Annotated in this window: 16 protein-coding genes; 10 read left to right on the plus strand and 6 right to left on the minus strand. The window is 72.0% G+C overall.

Annotated elements, in window-relative coordinates; translation table 11 throughout:
- Positions 1 to 5 precede the first annotated feature (5 nt).
- Both hglS and amaB read left to right on the plus strand, forming a co-directional pair.
- Positions 6 to 1,382: a 2-oxoadipate dioxygenase/decarboxylase gene (gene hglS, locus D1350_RS16240; protein ID WP_125777078.1), complete on the plus strand. Its 1,377-nt coding sequence runs from the start codon at positions 6 to 8 to the stop codon at positions 1,380 to 1,382.
- On the plus strand, positions 1,379 to 2,956 hold the full coding sequence (gene amaB, locus D1350_RS16245) for an L-piperidine-6-carboxylate dehydrogenase (RefSeq protein ID WP_125777079.1): 1,578 nt from the start codon (positions 1,379 to 1,381) through the stop codon (positions 2,954 to 2,956). The genes hglS and amaB overlap by 4 nt, the downstream gene beginning before the upstream one ends.
- A 123-nt stretch (positions 2,957 to 3,079) precedes the next feature.
- Here amaB and dusB read toward each other — a convergent pair whose 3' ends face one another.
- Positions 3,080 to 4,309, minus strand: coding sequence for a tRNA dihydrouridine synthase DusB (gene dusB, locus D1350_RS16250; RefSeq protein ID WP_125777232.1), 1,230 nt, complete (start codon positions 4,307 to 4,309; stop codon positions 3,080 to 3,082).
- Between the two features lie 50 nt (positions 4,310 to 4,359).
- Here dusB and D1350_RS16255 point away from each other — a divergent pair, with 50 nt between their 5' ends.
- The 3 genes from D1350_RS16255 to D1350_RS16265 are packed head-to-tail and all read left to right on the plus strand — an operon-like array spanning position 4,360 to position 6,778.
- A complete protein-coding gene (locus D1350_RS16255; RefSeq protein ID WP_125777080.1) occupies positions 4,360 to 5,184 on the plus strand; it encodes an ABC transporter substrate-binding protein in 825 nt (274 codons plus the stop codon).
- Positions 5,181 to 6,035: an amino acid ABC transporter permease gene (locus D1350_RS16260; RefSeq protein WP_125777081.1), complete on the plus strand. Its 855-nt coding sequence runs from the start codon at positions 5,181 to 5,183 to the stop codon at positions 6,033 to 6,035. The genes D1350_RS16255 and D1350_RS16260 overlap by 4 nt, the downstream gene beginning before the upstream one ends.
- Positions 6,032 to 6,778, plus strand: coding sequence for an amino acid ABC transporter ATP-binding protein (locus D1350_RS16265; RefSeq protein ID WP_125777082.1), 747 nt, complete (start codon positions 6,032 to 6,034; stop codon positions 6,776 to 6,778). The genes D1350_RS16260 and D1350_RS16265 overlap by 4 nt, the downstream gene beginning before the upstream one ends.
- A gap of 81 nt (positions 6,779 to 6,859) precedes the next feature.
- Here the strand turns inward: D1350_RS16265 and D1350_RS16270 are convergent, their stop codons facing one another.
- A complete protein-coding gene (locus tag D1350_RS16270; protein ID WP_125777083.1) occupies positions 6,860 to 8,632 on the minus strand; it encodes a glycoside hydrolase family 13 protein in 1,773 nt (590 codons plus the stop codon).
- 95 nt (positions 8,633 to 8,727) lie between these two features.
- Entirely contained in the window at positions 8,728 to 9,747 is a 1,020-nt protein-coding gene (locus D1350_RS16275) for a LacI family DNA-binding transcriptional regulator (protein ID WP_240644157.1), read from the minus strand.
- Between the two features lie 207 nt (positions 9,748 to 9,954).
- Between D1350_RS16275 and D1350_RS16280 the strand changes: the two genes are divergently transcribed.
- The 4 genes from D1350_RS16280 to D1350_RS16295 all read left to right on the plus strand — a co-directional run bounded on the left by D1350_RS16280 (position 9,955) and on the right by D1350_RS16295 (position 14,131).
- Positions 9,955 to 11,172, plus strand: a complete 1,218-nt coding sequence (locus D1350_RS16280; RefSeq protein ID WP_125777085.1) for a sugar ABC transporter substrate-binding protein — start codon at positions 9,955 to 9,957, stop codon at positions 11,170 to 11,172.
- Positions 11,172 to 12,743 carry an ABC transporter permease subunit gene (locus tag D1350_RS16285; protein ID WP_125777086.1) on the plus strand — a complete coding sequence of 524 codons (1,572 nt, stop codon included), beginning with the start codon at positions 11,172 to 11,174 and terminating at the stop codon, positions 12,741 to 12,743. The genes D1350_RS16280 and D1350_RS16285 overlap by 1 nt, the downstream gene beginning before the upstream one ends.
- A gap of 68 nt (positions 12,744 to 12,811) precedes the next feature.
- Positions 12,812 to 13,660 carry a sugar ABC transporter permease gene (locus D1350_RS16290; protein ID WP_240644168.1) on the plus strand — a complete coding sequence of 283 codons (849 nt, stop codon included), beginning with the start codon at positions 12,812 to 12,814 and terminating at the stop codon, positions 13,658 to 13,660.
- 51 nt (positions 13,661 to 13,711) lie between these two features.
- Complete coding sequence (locus D1350_RS16295) at positions 13,712 to 14,131, plus strand: carboxymuconolactone decarboxylase family protein (protein WP_164545191.1); 420 nt, start codon at positions 13,712 to 13,714, stop codon at positions 14,129 to 14,131.
- A gap of 19 nt (positions 14,132 to 14,150) precedes the next feature.
- Here D1350_RS16295 and D1350_RS16300 read toward each other — a convergent pair whose 3' ends face one another.
- The 3 genes from D1350_RS16300 to D1350_RS23795 all read right to left on the minus strand — a co-directional run bounded on the left by D1350_RS16300 (position 14,151) and on the right by D1350_RS23795 (position 16,202).
- Positions 14,151 to 15,437 (minus strand): deoxyguanosinetriphosphate triphosphohydrolase, encoded by a 1,287-nt coding sequence (locus D1350_RS16300; RefSeq protein WP_125777089.1) that lies wholly within the window; start codon positions 15,435 to 15,437, stop codon positions 14,151 to 14,153.
- Between the two features lie 51 nt (positions 15,438 to 15,488).
- A complete protein-coding gene (locus tag D1350_RS16305; RefSeq protein WP_125777090.1) occupies positions 15,489 to 15,668 on the minus strand; it encodes a DUF4236 domain-containing protein in 180 nt (59 codons plus the stop codon).
- Between the two features lie 84 nt (positions 15,669 to 15,752).
- Positions 15,753 to 16,202 (minus strand): VOC family protein, encoded by a 450-nt coding sequence (locus D1350_RS23795; RefSeq protein WP_164545192.1) that lies wholly within the window; start codon positions 16,200 to 16,202, stop codon positions 15,753 to 15,755.
- A gap of 52 nt (positions 16,203 to 16,254) precedes the next feature.
- Between D1350_RS23795 and D1350_RS16315 the strand changes: the two genes are divergently transcribed.
- The gene (locus tag D1350_RS16315) at positions 16,255 to 17,112 is read left to right on the plus strand and encodes an AraC family transcriptional regulator (protein WP_164545193.1); all 858 of its coding nucleotides are present in this window, start codon (positions 16,255 to 16,257) and stop codon (positions 17,110 to 17,112) included.
- Positions 17,113 to 17,152: the final 40 nt, after the last annotated feature.

Raw genomic sequence — 17,152 nt, forward strand, 5'->3', positions numbered from 1 at the left:
GTGCCATGACGTTCCACGAGCCGTGGCGGCTGCGCGCGGCGTTCGCCCGCAGCCTGTCCGACATGTACGGCAACGAGGTTCCCGCCTACACCACGCTGCTGGAGGTGTCCCACGAGGTCAACGCCGACTTCGTCGCGGCGAACGGCGCCGACGCCGAGCGCCTGGGCTCCATCGGCCGCGTGACCGCCGAGCGGCACGGCGCCATCCGGGTGGGCACCCCCACGGAGATCGCCCAGGTCGCACGGATCTTCGGGGCCATGGGCATGCACCCGGTGGGCTTCTACGACCTGCGTGACGCGTCGTCGAGCGCGGTCCCCGTCATCTCGACGGCGTTCCGGCCGGTCGACCGCGCCGAGCTGGCCCGCAACCCGTTCCGCGTGTTCACGTCGATGCTCGTCACCGGCGACCGCCGCTTCTTCACCGCCGACCTGGAGCAGCGTCTCGAGCGGTTCCTCGGGGCCCGCGCGCTCTTCGGCCCCGAGCTGCTGGCCCTGGCGGACCGCGCCGAGGCCGACGGCGGGCTCGAGGACGACGACGCGCAGACGTTCCTCCGCCTCGCCACGGAGGCGTTCGAGCTGTCGCGCGAGCCCGTGGACCAGGCCTGGTACCGCGAGCTCGAGGCGGTCTCGGCCGTCGCCGCGGACATCGGCGGCGTCGCGTCCACGCACATCAACCACCTCACGCCCCGTGTCCTCGACATCGACGACCTGTACGCGCGCATGCAGGCCCGCGGCATCACGATGATCGACGCGATCCAGGGCCCGCCGCGCTGGGAGGGCCCGGACGTGCTGCTGCGCCAGACGTCGTTCCGCGCGCTCGCCGAGCCCCGCACGTTCCGCACGCCGTCGGGCGAGATCGTCGAGGACTCGCTGCGCGTCCGGTTCGGCGAGGTCGAGGCGCGCGGCATCGCCCTCACCCGGGCGGGCCGGGCCGCGTACGACGCCGCGGTGGTCGAGGTCGACGAGCGCGCCGTGGGCCTGCCGGAGGCGGAGCGTCAGGCCGTCGCCCGCGACGTGTGGCAGAAGACCTTCCCCACCACGGAGTCCGCCCTCGCCGACCAGGGCCTGGGCTACTTCACGTACGAGGTGCACGACGGCGGCACGGTGTCCCGCGAGCCGGTCGTCTACGAGGACTTCCTCCCGCGGTCGGCCGCCGGCATCTTCCAGTCGAACCTCACCGACGAGGGCTCGAAGGACGCCTCCCAGGAGGGCACCGACCGCGACGCCGACTGGATGTCGGGCGCGCTCGGCCGCGACCTGAACGACCCCTTCGACCTCTACACCCGCCAGGTCGAGGACTCCCTGTCAGCGGCCGCGCGTACGCTCGATGTCGACCCCCAGACCTTGTCCGCAGCCACCACCACCCCCGGAGCGCTCGCATGACCAGCACCACCCAGACCACCGACCTGACCGAGTCCGCCCCGACCGAGTCCGCCCTGACGGCGGAGCTCCGCGACAACGCGCTCGCGGCGCTGGAGCGCCTGGGCGCACAGGTCCCGGTGCCCGACGCCGACGAGCAGGGTCTCCCCGTCGTCTCGCCGCTGTCGGGGGAGACCCTCCTGACGCTGCCGCGAGCGGGTGCGGCCGAGGTGGACGCCGCCGTCGGGCGGGCTGCCGAGGCGTTCACCACGTGGCGTTCCGTGCCGGCGCCCGTCCGCGGGCAGGTCGTCAAGCGCCTGGGCGAGCTGCTCACCGAGCACAAGGCCGACCTGGCCCAGCTCGTCACGCTCGAGGCCGGGAAGATCACGAGCGAGGCCCTGGGCGAGGTCCAGGAGATGATCGACATCTGTGACTTTGCCGTCGGCCTGTCGCGCCAGGTGGGCGGCCGCACCATGCCGTCCGAGCGGCCCGGCCACCGGCTCATGGAGACGTGGCACCCGCTGGGCGTCGTCGGCGTGATCAGCGCGTTCAACTTCCCCGTCGCGGTGTGGTCGTGGAACACGGCGGTCGCGCTGGTGTGCGGCGACGCCGTGGTGTGGAAGCCGTCGGAGAAGACGCTGCTCTCGGCGATCGGCTCCGCCGCGCTGCTCGACCGGGCGCTCACGGAGGCCGGGTTCCCGGCCGGGGTGTCGCAGCTCGTGCTCGGCGAGCGCGAGGCGGGGGAGGCCCTGGTGGCCGACCCGCGGGTCGCGCTCGTGTCCGCGACCGGGTCCGAGCGCATGGGCGCCCAGGTCGCGCCGGTCGTGGCGGCGCGCATGGGCCGTCTCCTGCTGGAGCTGGGCGGAAACAACGCCGCGATCGTGGCGCCGTCGGCCGACCTGGACCTCGCCACCCGGGGCATCGTCTTCTCCGCGGCGGGCACCGCGGGCCAGCGCTGCACCACGATGCGCCGGCTCATCGTGCACGAGTCGGTCGTGGACGACGTCGTCGCGCGCCTCGCCCGCGCCTACGAGGGGCTCCCGGTGGGCGACCCCCGTGCTGAGGGCACGCTCGTCGGCCCGCTCGTGGACGCAGGGGCGCGCGAGCGCATGGTCGCCTCCCTCGAGGAGGCTGTGGCCGACGGCGGACAGGTCGTCGCGGGCGGCGCCGTCGTCGACGTGCCCGGGGCTGCGGGCGCCGCGTACGTGCACCCGGCCATCGTGCGGATGCCCGCGCAGACCGACGTGGTGCGCCGCGAGACGTTCGCACCGATCCTCTACGTGCTGACCTACTCCACGCTGGACGAGGCGATCGCGCTCCAGAACGACGTGCCGCAGGGCCTGTCGTCGTCGATCTTCACGATGGACGTGCGCGAGGCGGAGACGTTCCTCTCCGAGGCCGGTTCCGACTGCGGCATCGCGAACGTGAACATCGGCACGTCGGGCGCTGAGATCGGCGGGGCGTTCGGTGGCGAGAAGTCCACGGGCGGCGGCCGCGAGTCGGGGTCCGACGCGTGGAAGCAGTACATGCGCCGCGCGACCAACACCGTCAATTACTCGACGGAGCTCCCTCTGGCGCAGGGCGTCAACTTCGGCTGAGACCACGTGCCCCACCGGCGTTGTCACTCTGAGTACACATCGTCACTCAGGGTGACAACGCCGGTGCGGCACATCAAGGTCCGTGAGGCCAGCCCCGTCAGCAGGCCAGGCACGTCAGCGGCGTCAGCCTCCGCTGACGCTCAGCTCCGCCTCGCGGAGCTTGGCCTCGAACTCCGCGTTCAGGTCGCGCGACTCCAGCCAGCCGTACGGCAGGTGCGGCGTCTTGGGGGACCCGGCGCGACCGCGCTGGCCCTCCGCGTCTGCGCCCGGGTACGGCTGGTCGAGGTCGAGCCCGTCGAGCAGGGTCCGCAGCTCGGCGAGGCTCGACACCATCGCGAGCGCCCGCCGAGCGTCGCCGCCCACGGCGTAGCCCTTGAGGTACCAGGCCATGTGCTTGCGCAGGTCCCGGACGCCCTTGTGCTCGTCGCCGTCGAAGTAGTCGATCATGAGCTCGCCGTGCCGGTAGATGGTCTCGGCCACGTGACGCAGGCCCGGCCGGACACGCTCGTCCGACCCGTTGAACGCGGCCGCGAGATCAGCGAACAGCCACGGGCGACCCTGGCACCCCCGCCCCACCACGACGCCGTCGGCCCCCGTCTCCCGCACCATCCGCAGCGCGTCCTCCGCCGACCAGATGTCGCCGTTGCCGAGCACCGGCACCGTCCGGACGGCCTCCTTCAGCCGCGCGATCGCGGTCCAGTCGGCCTCGCCGGAGTAGTAGTCGGCGGCGGTGCGGGCGTGCAGCGCCACGGCCGCCACGCCGAGCGACTCCGCGATCCGCCCCGCCTCGAGGTACGTGAGGTGCTCCGGGTCGATGCCCTTGCGCATCTTGACGGTGACCGGGATCCCGTACGGCTCGGCGGCGTCGACGGCGGCCTTCACGATGTCGGTGAAGAGCTGCCTCTTCCACGGCAGTGCCGCGCCGCCGCCCTTGCGGGTCACCTTGGGCACGGGGCAGCCGAAGTTCAGGTCGACGTGGTCCGCCCGGTCCTCGCCCGCGATGATCTTCACGGCGGCGCCCACCGTCGCGGGGTCCACGCCGTACACCTGCGCCGACCGCGGCGTCTCCTCCGGGCCGAACGTCACGATGCGCAGCGACTCGACGTTGCGCTCCACGAGCGCGCGCGACGTGACCATCTCGGCCACGTACAGGCCGGGGTCGAAGCCGCCCGAGGCACCGGCCTCACGGCACAGGGTGCGGAACGCACGGTTGGTCACCCCGGCCATGGGCGCGAGCACCACGGGGGTCGTCACGGTGAGGGGCCCGATCCGGAGCGGGGGCAGCACGGCGCCCGACGCCGGTCGGTCGCCCGGCTGCACCGTGTCGAGAAGGGTGGAAGTCACGCCTCCCATTGTCACAGATGGCCTCCCCGCGACAGGGCGGGGTGCGTCACACTGTGCACATGCAGCGCAGACTCGTCCCGGTCCTGGCCGTCTCCACCATGCTGGCCCTCGCCTCCTGCTCGGGTGACGCGAGCGGCACCGACGACACCGCGGGCAGCGGTCACGTCACCGAGGGCAAGCTCACGATCGCCACCGGTGAGCCCGCCTACTCTCCCTGGGTCGAGAACGACGACCCGGCGTCGGGCGAGGGCTTCGAGGCCGCCGTCGCGTATGCCGTCGCGGACGAGCTGGGCTTCGCCGCCGAGGACGTCGAGTGGGTCCGCACCACCTTCGACCAGTCCATCGCGCCCGGACCCAAGGACTTCGACCTCAACCTGCAGCAGTTCTCCATCACGGACGAGCGCCGCCAGGCCGTGGACTTCTCGTCGCCCTACTACGTGACGACCCAGGTGGTCATCACCGTCGAGGGGTCGCCCGCCGCGGACGCCACCACGCTGGCGGACCTGAAGCCGCTCCTCGTCGGCGCGGCCACCGGCACCACGAGCTTCGAGGCGGCCGAGGCCTCGATTGCCCCCGAGGCCGGCGTGCAGGTCTTCAACTCGAACGACGACGCGAAGCTCGCGCTCCAGAACGGGGCTGTCGACGCGATCGTCGTCGACCTCCCGACCGGGTTCTACCTCACGGCGGCCGAGCTCGACGGCGGTGTCATCGTGGGCCAGCTTCCCGGCTCCGCGGGCGGCGACGAGTTCGGCATCGTGCTGCCGAAGGACTCGCCCCTGACCGAGGACGTCACCGCCGCCGTGGACAGCCTGCGCGAGGACGGCGCCCTCGACGAGCTCGCCGCCCAGTGGCTCGGCGGCGACACCGCCCCCGTCCTGGAGTGACCCCCGAGGTGCACGCACCCAGCGGGCTCGAGCTGGACCGTCGTGCCTACCGTCGGCGGCAGACCGCCCGCTCGGTGCTCGTGAGCCTGGGCAGCACCGTCGTCTTCGCGGCGGTGCTCGTCCTCGCCCTCCGGTCGAGCCCTGGCTGGGCGCGGGTGCAGGAGTCGTTCCTCGACCCGGTCGTCGCCTGGGAGTCGCTGCCACGCGTGCTCGACGGGCTCCTGCTCAACCTGCGGGTGCTCTTCGTCGCCGCCCTCGGTGTGCTGGTGCTCGGCCTGCTGCTGGCGACCCTGCGGACCCTGCGCGGCCCCGTCTTCTTCCCGCTGCGGGCGCTCGCGGCCGGCTACACGGACCTGTTCCGGGGGACGCCGCTCATCATCGTGCTCTACGTGGTGGGCTTCGGCGTGCCCGGCCTGGAGCTGTTCGGCCGCATGGACGCGGCGTTCTGGGGCACGGTGGCGCTCGTCCTGACGTACTCGGCGTACGTCGCGGAGGTGTTCCGGGCCGGCATCGAGGCGGTGCACCCGTCGCAACGGCTGGCAGCCCGGTCCCTCGGGCTCACGCACGGCCAGACGATGCGGCGCGTCGTCCTGCCGCAGGCCGTGCGCAAGGTGACGCCCGCCCTCATGAACGACTTCGTGGCGATGCAGAAGGACGTGGGCCTGATCTCGGTCCTCGGCGCCGTCGACGCGGTGCGCGCCGCGCAGATCGAGGTGGCCCACCACTACGACTTCACGCCGTACGTCGTGGCCGGCCTGCTGTTCGTGGCGATGGCGCTGCCCGTCATCCGCGTCACCGACTGGTACACGGCCCGGCTCCGGGCCCGCGAGCAGATGGGGAGCCTCGTATGAGCGACGGCACCGCTCCCGTGCTGGAGCTGCGAGACGTGCGCTGCGCCTTCGGCGACCACGAGGTTCTCCGCGGCGTGTCGCTGGCGGTGCGCCGGCACGAGGTGGTCGCGCTGATCGGTGCGTCGGGGTCGGGCAAGTCCACGCTGCTGCGCACGGTGAACCTGCTCGAGCACATCGACGACGGGCAGATCCTGCTCGCCGGCGCGGACATCAGCGACCCCCGGGTGGACGGCGACCGTGTCCGGGCCCGGATCGGCACCGTGTTCCAGGCGTACAACCTCTTCCCGCACCTGAGCGTGCTCGACAACGTGACCCTCGCCGCCCGCCTCGTGCACAAGGTGCCCCGGCCGACGGCGGAGGCACGTGCCCTGGACCTGCTCTCCACCATCGGTCTCGGCTCCAAGGCGAAGGCGTTCCCCGACACGCTGTCCGGCGGCCAGCAGCAGCGGGTCGCGATCGTGCGCGCCGTGGTCACCGAGCCCGAGCTCCTCCTGCTCGACGAGATCACGAGCGCCCTCGACCCCGAGCTCGTGGGGGAGGTCCTCGACCTGGTGCGGCGGCTCAAGGACGACGGCGCCACGATCCTGATGGCCACGCACGAGATGGCCTTCGCACGCGAGGTCGCCGACCGGGTCGTCTTCCTCGACGCCGGCAGCATCTGCGAGGAGGGACCGGCGCGTCGTGTGCTCGCCACGCCGAGCGAGCCGCGCACCCGGGAGTTCCTGGCCAGGGTCCTGCCCTGACCTTCTTCGCTCTGGGTATGCAGATGGTCGGGGTTCCGAGCTCGGAAACCCGACCATCTGCGTAGCCACAGCGAGGAGGGGTCAGAGCGCGCGGAGCCAGACGGTCGTGTCGAGCGGCAGGGTCACGCCGTCGTCGGCCACGCCGGAGCCGTCGCCGGAGCCCAGCGGGCCGGACGCGACGAGAACCTCCGCCTCGGCGGGCAGCGCCACGGGTGACTCGCCCAGGTTGGCGACCACGACGACGTCGTTCACCTGGAAGGCGAGCACGTCGGTCGAGTCGGCGTACGCCTCGACCCAGGCCAGGCGGCCCTGCCCGAGCTCGTGCGCGTGGCGCACCTCGAGGGCGGCCCGGTACATCTCGAAGGTCGAGCCGGGCACGCCGTACTGCTGGTCCGCGGCGTAGCGGGCGTAGGACGCGGGCTGCGGCAGCCAGGTGGCCGCCGTCGGGCCGAAGCCGAAGCCCGCGTCGTCGGCCGACCAGGGCAGCGGGACGCGGCAGCCGTCGCGGCCGGCCTCGGCACCCTCGGTCCGGAAGAACGCCGGGTCCTGGCGTACCTCGGACGGCAGGGCGGTGTGGTCGGGCAGGCCGAGCTCCTCGCCCTGGTACAGGTACGCCGAGCCGGGCAGGCCGAGCATGAGCAGCGACGCGGCGCGGGCGCGGCGCAGGCCGAGCTCCTCGTCGGGCTGCGGGTCGTGGGCCGCGATGCCGTTCAGTGGGCCCGCGGAGGCCTCGGCGGACAGGCCGAGCCGGGACGCGTGGCGCACCACGTCGTGGTTGGAGAGCACCCAGGTGCTGGGCGCGCCCACCTCGTCCATCGCGGCGAGCGACACGTTGACCGTGGTCCGCAGCGCGGGAGCGTTCCACGGCGTGGTGAGGAACGCGAAGTTGAAGGCCTGCTGCATCTCGTCGGCCCGCACGTAGTTGGCGAGGCGGGAGAGCGGCTCCACCCAGGCCTCGGCCACGAGGCAGCGGTCGCCGTCGTACCCGGCGAGGAGCTGGTGCCAGGCGCGGTAGATGTCGTGGACGCCGTCCTGGTCGAACATGGGGCCGTTGTTGCCGGCGCCGGTGGCGCCGTCCTCCGGCGCACCCGGGTCCGTGCCCTCGACCATGGCGACCTTGCCGGCCCAGTCGGGCAGGCCGGGGGCCTTGATCATGCCGTGCGCCACGTCGATGCGGAAGCCGTCCACACCCTTGTCGAGCCAGAACCGCAGCACGTCCTCGAACTCGGTGCGGACCTCGGGGTTCTCCCAGTTGAGGTCCGGCTGCGAGGAGTCGAACAGGTGCAGGTACCACTGCGGGCCGAGGGGACCGTCGTCCTCGCCCGGCGCGAGGCGCGTCCACGCCGGGCCGCCGAAGATGGACTGCCAGTTGTTCGGCGCCTCGTCACCGGCCAGGCCCCGGCCGTCGCGGAACATGTACCGCTCGCGCTCGGGGGTGCCGGGGGCGGCGGCGAGGGCCTCCTGGAACCACACGTGCTGGTCCGAGGTGTGGTTCGGGACCACGTCCACGATGACCCGCATGCCGCGCTGGTGCGCGCCGGCCAGCATCTCGTCGAAGTCCTCGAGGGTGCCGAACAGCGGGTCCACGTCGCGGTAGTCGGACACGTCGTATCCGGCGTCCTTCTGCGGCGAGCGGTAGAACGGGCTGAGCCAGACGGCGTCGACGCCGAGCTGCTTCAGGTGGTCGAGCCGCCGGGTGACGCCGGGCAGGTCGCCCACGCCATCGCCGTTGCCGTCCGCGAAGGAGCGCGGGTAGACCTGATAGATCACCGCGTGACGCCACCACTCCGCACCGGGGGCGGGGGAGTGGACGGGCTCGCCTGCGATGAGGGGAACGACGGTCGGTGCAGACATGGAGCGGTGCGGTCCTTACGCTCGGGGGGCTTGCAAAGATTGCAGCAAGCGTACGGCAGGTGACCCCTCGCCCGGAACGCCTGACCAGCAGCCGGCTACTGCGGAGCGGCCCCGGTGGACCCTCGGACAACGAGCTCGGGCGCGAACAACAGCTCGGAGCGCGGGGCCCGCTCGCCGTGGATCTCGGTGAGCAGGGCGCTGACGGCGGCGCGGGCCATCTCCGTCACGGGCTGCCGCACCGTGGTGAGCGGCGGGTCGGTGAAGGCCACGAGCGGCGAATCGTCGTAGCCCACCACCGAGACGTCCTCCGGTACCCGGCGGCCGCGCGAGCGGGCGGCGCGGATGGCGCCGAGCGCCATCAGGTCGGAGCCGCAGACGATGGCGGTGTGGCCGGAGTCGATGAGCTCGCCCGCCGCGGCCTGGCCGCCCTCCAGCGTGTAGAGGGTGATGACGGCGTGGTCCCGCGCGTCCTTCTCGGACGTCACGAGCCCGTAACGCACCAGCTGCTCGGCGAACGCGGCGAGCTTGCGGCCGGCCGGGACGAACCGGTCGGGGCCGATCGCCATCCCGATCTGCCGGTGGCCCAGCGACACGAGGTGGCGCACGGCGAGCTCGACGCTCGCGCTGTCGTCCGGCGACACGAACGGGGCGTCGATGCCCGGCGCATAGCCGTTGACCAGCACGATCGGCAGCCCGCGACCACGCAGGCGCTGGTAGCGCTCGATGCTTGCGCGGGAGTCGGCATGCTTGCCGGAGACGAACACGATGCCGTCGACGGCGTGGTCGATCAGCGTCTCGACGTACTCGTCCTCCGTGGTGCCGCCGGGGGACTGCGTGCAGAGGAGCGGCGTGTAGCCGTGCTCGGCGAGCTGCGACTCGATCGCTTGCGCGAACGCCGGGAACACAGGGTTCGTGAGCTCGGGGACGATCAGCCCCACGAGCCCCGCCGAGCGGGAGCGCAGGGTCGAGGGTCGTTCGTAGCCGAGCACGTCGAGGGCCGCCAGGACCGCCTGCCGTGTCTCCCCGGCCACGCCGGGCTTGCCGTTGAGCACGCGCGAGACTGTCGCGGTGGAGACGCCCGCCTGGGCGGCGAGGTCGGACAGTCGGGTACGCACGCCCGGAAGCCTAGGTGACACGGGACCTCCTCGTCCTGCAAGTCCGGCAGCAGGTGGTGGGCGTGTCGGCGCCACTGCCTGCAAACGATGCTGAAACTTTATCGCAACGACTTGCAAGGTGCTGCCCGCCCGCCTTACGGTCAGGGCACGGGCCCGACGACGAACACCCGCCACGGGCCGCCCACCAACCCTTTGGAGTGACCACCGATGCGACGGAGCATCCTTCTCGCCGCCGCGCTGACGACGACCCTCGGGCTGTCCGCCTGCGCCGGCGGTACCGAAGAGCCGGGCGACGACACGTCGTCGCCCGCCGCAGCCGGCGACAGCCTCACCATCTGGGTCGACGAGACCCGCCAGGCCGCGGTCGAGGCCGCTGCCGCCTCGTTCGAGGAGGAGACCGGCACGGATGTCGAGCTCGTCCTGAAGAACTTCGAGGACATCCGCCCCGACTTCCTCGCCCAGGTCCCCACGGGCGAGGGCCCCGACATCACCGTCGGCGCGCACGACTGGCTCGGCGAGCTCCTGTCCGCCGGCGTCGTGTCCCCGATCGAGCTCGGCGACCTCGCGGGCGACTTCGAGCCCGTCTCGGTCCAGGCGTTCACCCAGGACGGCCAGGTCTACGGCCTGCCGTACGCGGTCGAGAACATCGCCCTGATCCGCAACACGGCGCTCGCCCCCGAGGCCCCCGCCACCTGGGCCGACGCCGTCGCTGCCGGCCAGGCCGCAGGCGCGAAGTACCCGATCCTGCTCCAGACGGGCACCGAGGGCGACCCGTACACGTCCTACCCGCTGCAGACGTCGTTCGGCGCTCCGGTCTTCGAGCAGAACGAGGACGGCTCGTACACGCCGGAGCTCGCGCTCGGCGGCGAGAACGGCACCGCGTTCGCGACCTGGCTGGCCGAGCAGGGCAAGGCCGGCGTGCTGAGCACGGACATCACGTACGACATCGCCGTCGAGGCGTTCAAGAACGGTGAGTCGCCGTACATCGTGGGCGGCCCGTGGATGCTCGAGCAGTTCGCGGACCTCGAGCTCGCGATCGACCCGATCCCGGCCGCCGGCTCGCAGCCGGCCCAGCCGTTCGTGGGCGTGCAGGGCTTCTACGTCTCGGCCCAGAGCGAGAACGCCGTGTCGGCCACCGACTTCCTGGTGAACTTCATGGCCACCGAGGAGGCGCAGCTCGCCCTCTACGAGGCCGGCAACCGCCCGCCGGCGCTGACCGCCGCCGCGGACACCGCGTCGTCCGACCCGATCACCGACGGCTTCCGCACCGTCGGCGCCGACGCCGTGCCGATGCCGTCGATCCCCGAGATGGGCTCCGTGTGGGCCTTCTGGGGCGTCACCGAGGCGCAGATCATCTCGGGCGCGGCCGAGCCGGCCGCCGCCTGGGAGAAGATGGTGGCCGACATCCAGGGCGCGATCGGCTGATGTCAGCACCCCTGTCCCGGGGCTCCACCCTTGTGAAGGGGTGGAGCCCCGGGTTCCTGGTCAAGCTCGTCCTCATGGCGATCGTGGACGCTCTCGGCGTCTTCGCGATCCTTGCCGCGTGGGGCGAGGAGTCGTACGGGATCCTCGCGGCGATGCTCGCCCTGCTGGTGGTCGCCAACTGGGCCTACTTCTCCAAGCGCGCGCTGCCGCTCAAGTACATCCTGCCGGGCCTGGCGTTCCTGCTGGTCTTCCAGGTCTACGTGGTCGCGTACACGGGCTATGTCGCCTTCACGAACTACGGCGACGGGCACAACTCCACCAAGGAGCACGCGGTCGCCGCGCTCCTGGCGCAGAACGAGCGTCGCGTCGAGGGCTCGCCCGCGTCGCCGCTCACGGTCGTCGCCCAGGGCGACGCGCTCGGCTTCGCGATCGTGTCCGACGACGGCGACGTCCTCGCCGGGACCGCCGAGCAGCCGCTCGAGGAGGTCGACGACGCAGGCGTCGACGGCGACCGCGCCACCGACGTGCCGGGGTACGAGGTGCTCGACCGCGCCTCGGTGCTGGAGCGTCAGCAGGAGGTCACCGCCCTGCGGGTCCCGGTCTCCGACGACCCGAACGACGGCTCGCTGCGCACCCAGGACGCCCGGACGGGCTACGTCTTCCTGCCCTCGCTCGTGTACGACGAGGCGGCCGACACCCTGACGGACACCGTGAGCGGCACCGTCTACACCCCTGACGACAACGGCCTGTTCGAGGCCGAGGACGGCACCACGCTGCCGGTGGGCTGGCGCGTCGTCGTCGGCTTCGAGAACTTCCTCACCGCGTTCGGCGACGACCGGTACGCGACGCCGTTCCTCAAGATCCTGATCTGGACCTTCGCGTTCGCGGTGCTCTCCGTCGGGACCACGTTCCTGCTGGGCCTGTTCCTGGCGATCACGTTCAACGACGTGCGCCTCCGCGGCCGCAAGATCTACCGCACGCTGCTCATCCTCCCGTACGCGATCCCGGGGTTCCTCGCGGCGCTCCTGTGGTCGGGTCTGCTCAACAAGAGCTTCGGGTTCATCAACCAGGTGCTCCTCGGTGGCGCGGCGATCCCGTGGCTCACCGACCCCTGGCTGGCCAAGCTGGCGGTCCTGGGCGTGAACCTGTGGCTCGGCTTCCCGTACATGTTCCTCATCTGCACGGGCGCGCTGCAGTCCCTGCCGGGTGACGTCCTGGAGGCCGCGAAGATCGACGGCGCCGGCCGCTGGCGCACGTGGCGGTCCATCACGCTGCCGCTGCTCCTCGTGTCGACCGCGCCGCTGCTCATCTCCAGCTTCGCGTTCAACTTCAACAACTTCACCCTGATCTACATGCTCACGAACGGCGGGCCGAGGTTCACGGACGCCTCCGTGCCGCTCGGGCACACCGACATCCTGATCTCGATGGTCTACTCGATCAGCGGCATCGACGGCTCGGCGCCCAAGAACTACGGCCTGGCCAGCGCGCTGTCGATCGTCATCTTCCTCATCGTGGCGACCATCTCCGCCCTCGCCTTCCGGCGTACCCGCTCTCTCGAGGAGATCGCCTGATGACCGACGTGACCACCGCCCGGCGCGGGCGGACCACCCGGGCCGCGCGACCGGCGTCGGCCCCGAGGATGTCCCGTGCCGTCTGGATGCGGGAGCTGGGCTGGCGGCACCTCGTCGGGGTCGTGGGCGTGGTGTACGCGGGCTTCCCGCTCGTGTACGTGCTGTCGGCGTCGTTGTCCGACGGAGGCACGCTCACCGGCTCCAACCGGCTGTTCGCGGACGTGAGCACCGCCAACTACGAGGCGCTGGGCGACACGTACTTCTGGACGTGGATGCTCAACACCCTGCAGGTGGCGATCGCGACGTCGGTCGGGACGGTCCTCATGGGGGCCGCGGCGGCGTACGCCTTCTCGCGGTTCCGCTTCCGCGGGCGGCGGGCCGGGCTGACCTCCCTGCTCATCATCCAGATGTTCCCGCAGATGCTCGCGTTCGTCGCGATCTTCCTGCTGCTCGTGGGCCTCGGCAACGTGGTCCCCGAGCTGGGCCTCAACTCGAAGCTCGGGCTCATCTGCGTGTACCTCGGCGGGGCGCTCGGCGTGAACACGTTCCTGATGTACGGGTTCTTCAACACCGTGCCGAAGGAGCTCGACGAGGCCGCCAAGATCGACGGTGCCACGCACTCGCAGATCTACTGGACGATCATCCTGCGGCTCGTGTCGCCGATCCTCGCGGTGGTGGGGCTGCTGTCGTTCATCAGCACGTTCGGCGAGTTCATCATCGCGCGCGTGCTGCTGCAGTCGGAGAGCAACTGGACGCTGGCCGTGGGTCTCTACGGCTGGGTGTCGTCGCTGCTCGAGGCGAACTGGGGGCTGTTCGCGGCGGGCGCGGTGCTCTCGGCCATCCCCGTGCTCGCGCTGTTCCTCTTCCTGCAGAAGTACATCGTGGGCGGTCTGACGGCGGGGTCCGTCAAGGGCTAACGTGTGGCCCCTTAGTGCAAACCGGCACATAGGGGACTACGGAGGATGGTCATGACGGAGAACCTGCGTCACGAGGAGTCGTTCCGCAAGGCGTCCGTCGAGCACGGGCTCGAGGTGATCGACCGCATCGGCTCGCCGGGCGTGCGGAACCTCGTGTCCGCGCTCGACGGCGTCGCGCCGGAGCTCGGCTACCAGATCCTGGCGTGGGGCTACGGCGAGCTCTACGAGAGCGAGCACGTGACGCCCCGCGACCGGCAGCTCGTGACGATCGGCATCCTGGGCGCGATGGGCGGGTGCGAGCCGGAGCTCCGGCTGCACCTCGACACGGCGCTGAACGTGGGCGTCACCAAGGAGCAGATCGCGGAGATCGTGGTGCAGGTGGCCGGCTACGCGGGGATCCCGCGGGCCGTGAACATGGCCATGGTGGCCAAGGAGATCTACGCGGCGCGGGACGCGGCGGCGGCCGGCTGACCGGCGGCCGGGGATCGGGTCAGATCCCCGGCCGCACCAGCCGGGCATGGAGCTGCATCGCCGACACGTCGGTGAGCGACGCGACCTGGTCGACGACGACGCGGAGCCGCGCGGCGTCGTCGGCCGCCGCGGCCCAGTCCGCCGCGAAGGGCGGCTCGAGCGCCATGGGCGCCCGGTCGGCGAGGACCTTGACGAGGTCGGCGATGATCTCGCGCTGCCGCAGGTAGAGCGGCTCACGCTCGCGCGGCGCCATCACGTAGGTGACGGCGATGCCCTTGAGGGCGAGGATCTCGGCGACGGTCTCGTCGGGCACCACGAGCATGGCCGCGTACCGGGTGAGCGTCCCGTCGCCGTACTCGGCGCGCGTCGCGTCGAGGGCGGCGCCGATGAACCGGCCGATCAGCTGGCTCGTCGCGTCCTTGAGTGCGGCGAGGGCCCGCCGGGACCCGTCGAACTCCGTGACCAGGTATCCGGTGTCCTTGAGGCGGCAGATCGCGGCGTCGAGCGCGCCGGCGTCGTTCCACGACCCGTACCAGCTGCGGACGTACTCGGCGACGCGGGCCCGCTCCTCGGCGTCGTCCATCCGGGCCAGGTCGAGGCGACCGCCCACCACGCCGTCCTCGACGTCGTGCACGGAGTAGCTGATGTCGTCGGCGAGGTCCATGACCTGCGCCTCGAGGCACTTCACGCCCTCGGGCGCGCCGTCGCGGAGCCAGGTGAAGACCGGGAGGTCGTCCTCGTAGACGCCGAACTTGTGCGTGGGCAGCCCGTCCGCCCGGAGCGGGCCGGCGCCGTGCGCCCACGGGTACTTGACGCTCGCGTCGAGGCTCGCCCGGCTGAGGTTGAGGCCCACGGGGGTGCCGTCGGGGGCGAAGACCTTGGGCTCCAGGCGGGTCAGCAGGCGCAGGGTCTGGGCGTTGCCCTCGAAGCCGCCGATGTCGGCCGCCAGCTCGGCGAGCGCGCTCTCCCCGTTGTGCCCGAACGGGGGGTGCCCCAGGTCGTGCGTGAGGCATGCGGTGTCCACGACGTCCGGGTCGCAGCCCAGAGACCGCCCCATCTCGCGGCCCACCTGGGCCACCTCGAGGGAGTGCGTCAGCCGGGTGCGGACGAAGTCGTCGCTCCCCGGCCCGAGAACCTGGGTCTTGGCACCGAGCCGGCGCAGCGCCGACGAGTGGACCACGCGGGCGCGGTCACGCTCGAAGGGCGTCCGGGCGCTCGACTTGGGCGGCTCGGTGAGCCACCGCTCCGCGTCGGTCTCCGTGTACGACGACGGAGCTCGCCTCCCGTACTCGTCCTCCTGGTGCACGACACCACTCTAGCCACGCGGGGGCCGGCTCCCGGCCACCCGCGTGCGCTGCTAGCTCTGCTTCCAGGAGAAGGCGCCGGGCAGGTCGACGCTGTGCTTCTTGGTCTTCGAGTTCCACGACCAGGGGCCGACCTTCACGCTCCAGGACGAGAAGCCCTTCTGCGTGAAGTTGAACTTCATCGGACCGAACGACATGCGCTTGCGGAACTTGATTCCGGACAGGAGACCCATGGTGCTTCCTCGATCGCTGGGACGTGGCTGGACAAAGGGTACCGAAGCGCCGAGACCCGACGAACCACCGTCCCGGGTGTCTTGTCAGACCTTGTCAGCCATCCAGGCGTCGCTCGCGCGCTGGAGGTCGGCGGTCGTGACGGACTCGGCGACGGTGAGGAAGTACCAGCGGTGTCCGAACGGACAGCGCACCGCGGCCTGCCGGAAGCCCTCGAACCAGTCCGCGGGCTCGATCAGGCTCGTGGCACCGGCGGCCATGGCCTTCGCGTACGCCGCGTCCGTGTCCTCGACCGGGATCGAGAAGCTGGCGTGGGTGGGGCCGCCGTCGGGGGCGACGGAGTCCGGGGGGAACGCCTCGGCCACCGTGAAGGTGGACTCGCCGGCCGGTCCGCGCAGGACCAGGTCGGAGTGGATGATCGCGTCCCCGGCGATCACGGAGTCGACGAGCTCGGCGCCGAGCGCCGCCTCGTAGAAGGCGATCGCCTCGCGCGCGCCGGAGACGGTGATGTTGGGGTGCAGGGGTGACATGTTCATGAGGTCCACCCTGGCCTGGCGGGTCGCCGAGGGTCTTGGAAGAATGCGACACGTGTTCGATCCCGAGATGTCTCCGCGCAGCACGCTCGGCCTCGTCGACCCCGAGGCGGCGCGGCAGCACTTCCGCCTGACGCGCCTTGCGCCCGCCGCAGACCTTGCCGACCTCGTCGAGTGGCACTGGGTCATCACCTGGGACCTCCTGCCGGGCGGTTCGTACACGCAGGTGGTGGTGCCCCATCCGTGCGCCAACGTGGTCGCGGAGGCCGACGTCTTCGCCGCCCACGCCATGCCCGCGGGCCTCTTCGAGCGCACGCTGACCGGTGCGGGCGGCGTGGTGGGGACCAAGCTTCGGCCCGGTGCGCTGCGGGTCCTCGCGGGGCTCCCGGGTGCGGGGCGCCGCGGCGAGATCATCCCGGCGGAGCGGTTCCTGGGGGAGGGGGTCGACGTCGCGCGTGCCTCGGCGCTCGCGGTCGCCGGGGCGCTGGCCGGCCGGCCGGAGTCCGCCGTCGGACACCTCACGCCGTTGTTCCAGGAGGCCGCCCGGCGGAACGGGACCCTGGCCGGGGTGGCGGCCGTCGCGCGCGTGACGGAGGCGTTCGCGGTGCTCCGCTCGCTGGGGCCGGCGGAGCCCGTCGCGGGGCTCGCGGCCGCGCTGGGGACCACGCCGCGCTCCCTGCAGCGGCTCTTCGCCGACTGGGTCGGCGTGGGACCCAAGTGGGTGCTGCAGAGGCACCGCGTGCACCTCGCCGCCGAGCTGCTGGCCCGCGAACCCGCGCGCGAGCTCGCGGAGCTGGCCGCCGAGGTGGGCTACTACGACCAGGCCCACTTCAGCACGGACTTCGCCCGCGCGACGGGGCACACGCCGGCGGCCTACGCCCGGCGCTGCGCGGGCTCGCTGACGACGGTGTGACGGCGGTGCCGGTGCCGGTGCCGCGCCCGGCCGGTGATGC

Origin of the sequence: Antribacter gilvus, from assembly GCF_003946865.1 — a bacterium.
Lineage (GTDB): Bacteria > Actinomycetota > Actinomycetes > Actinomycetales > Cellulomonadaceae > Antribacter > Antribacter gilvus.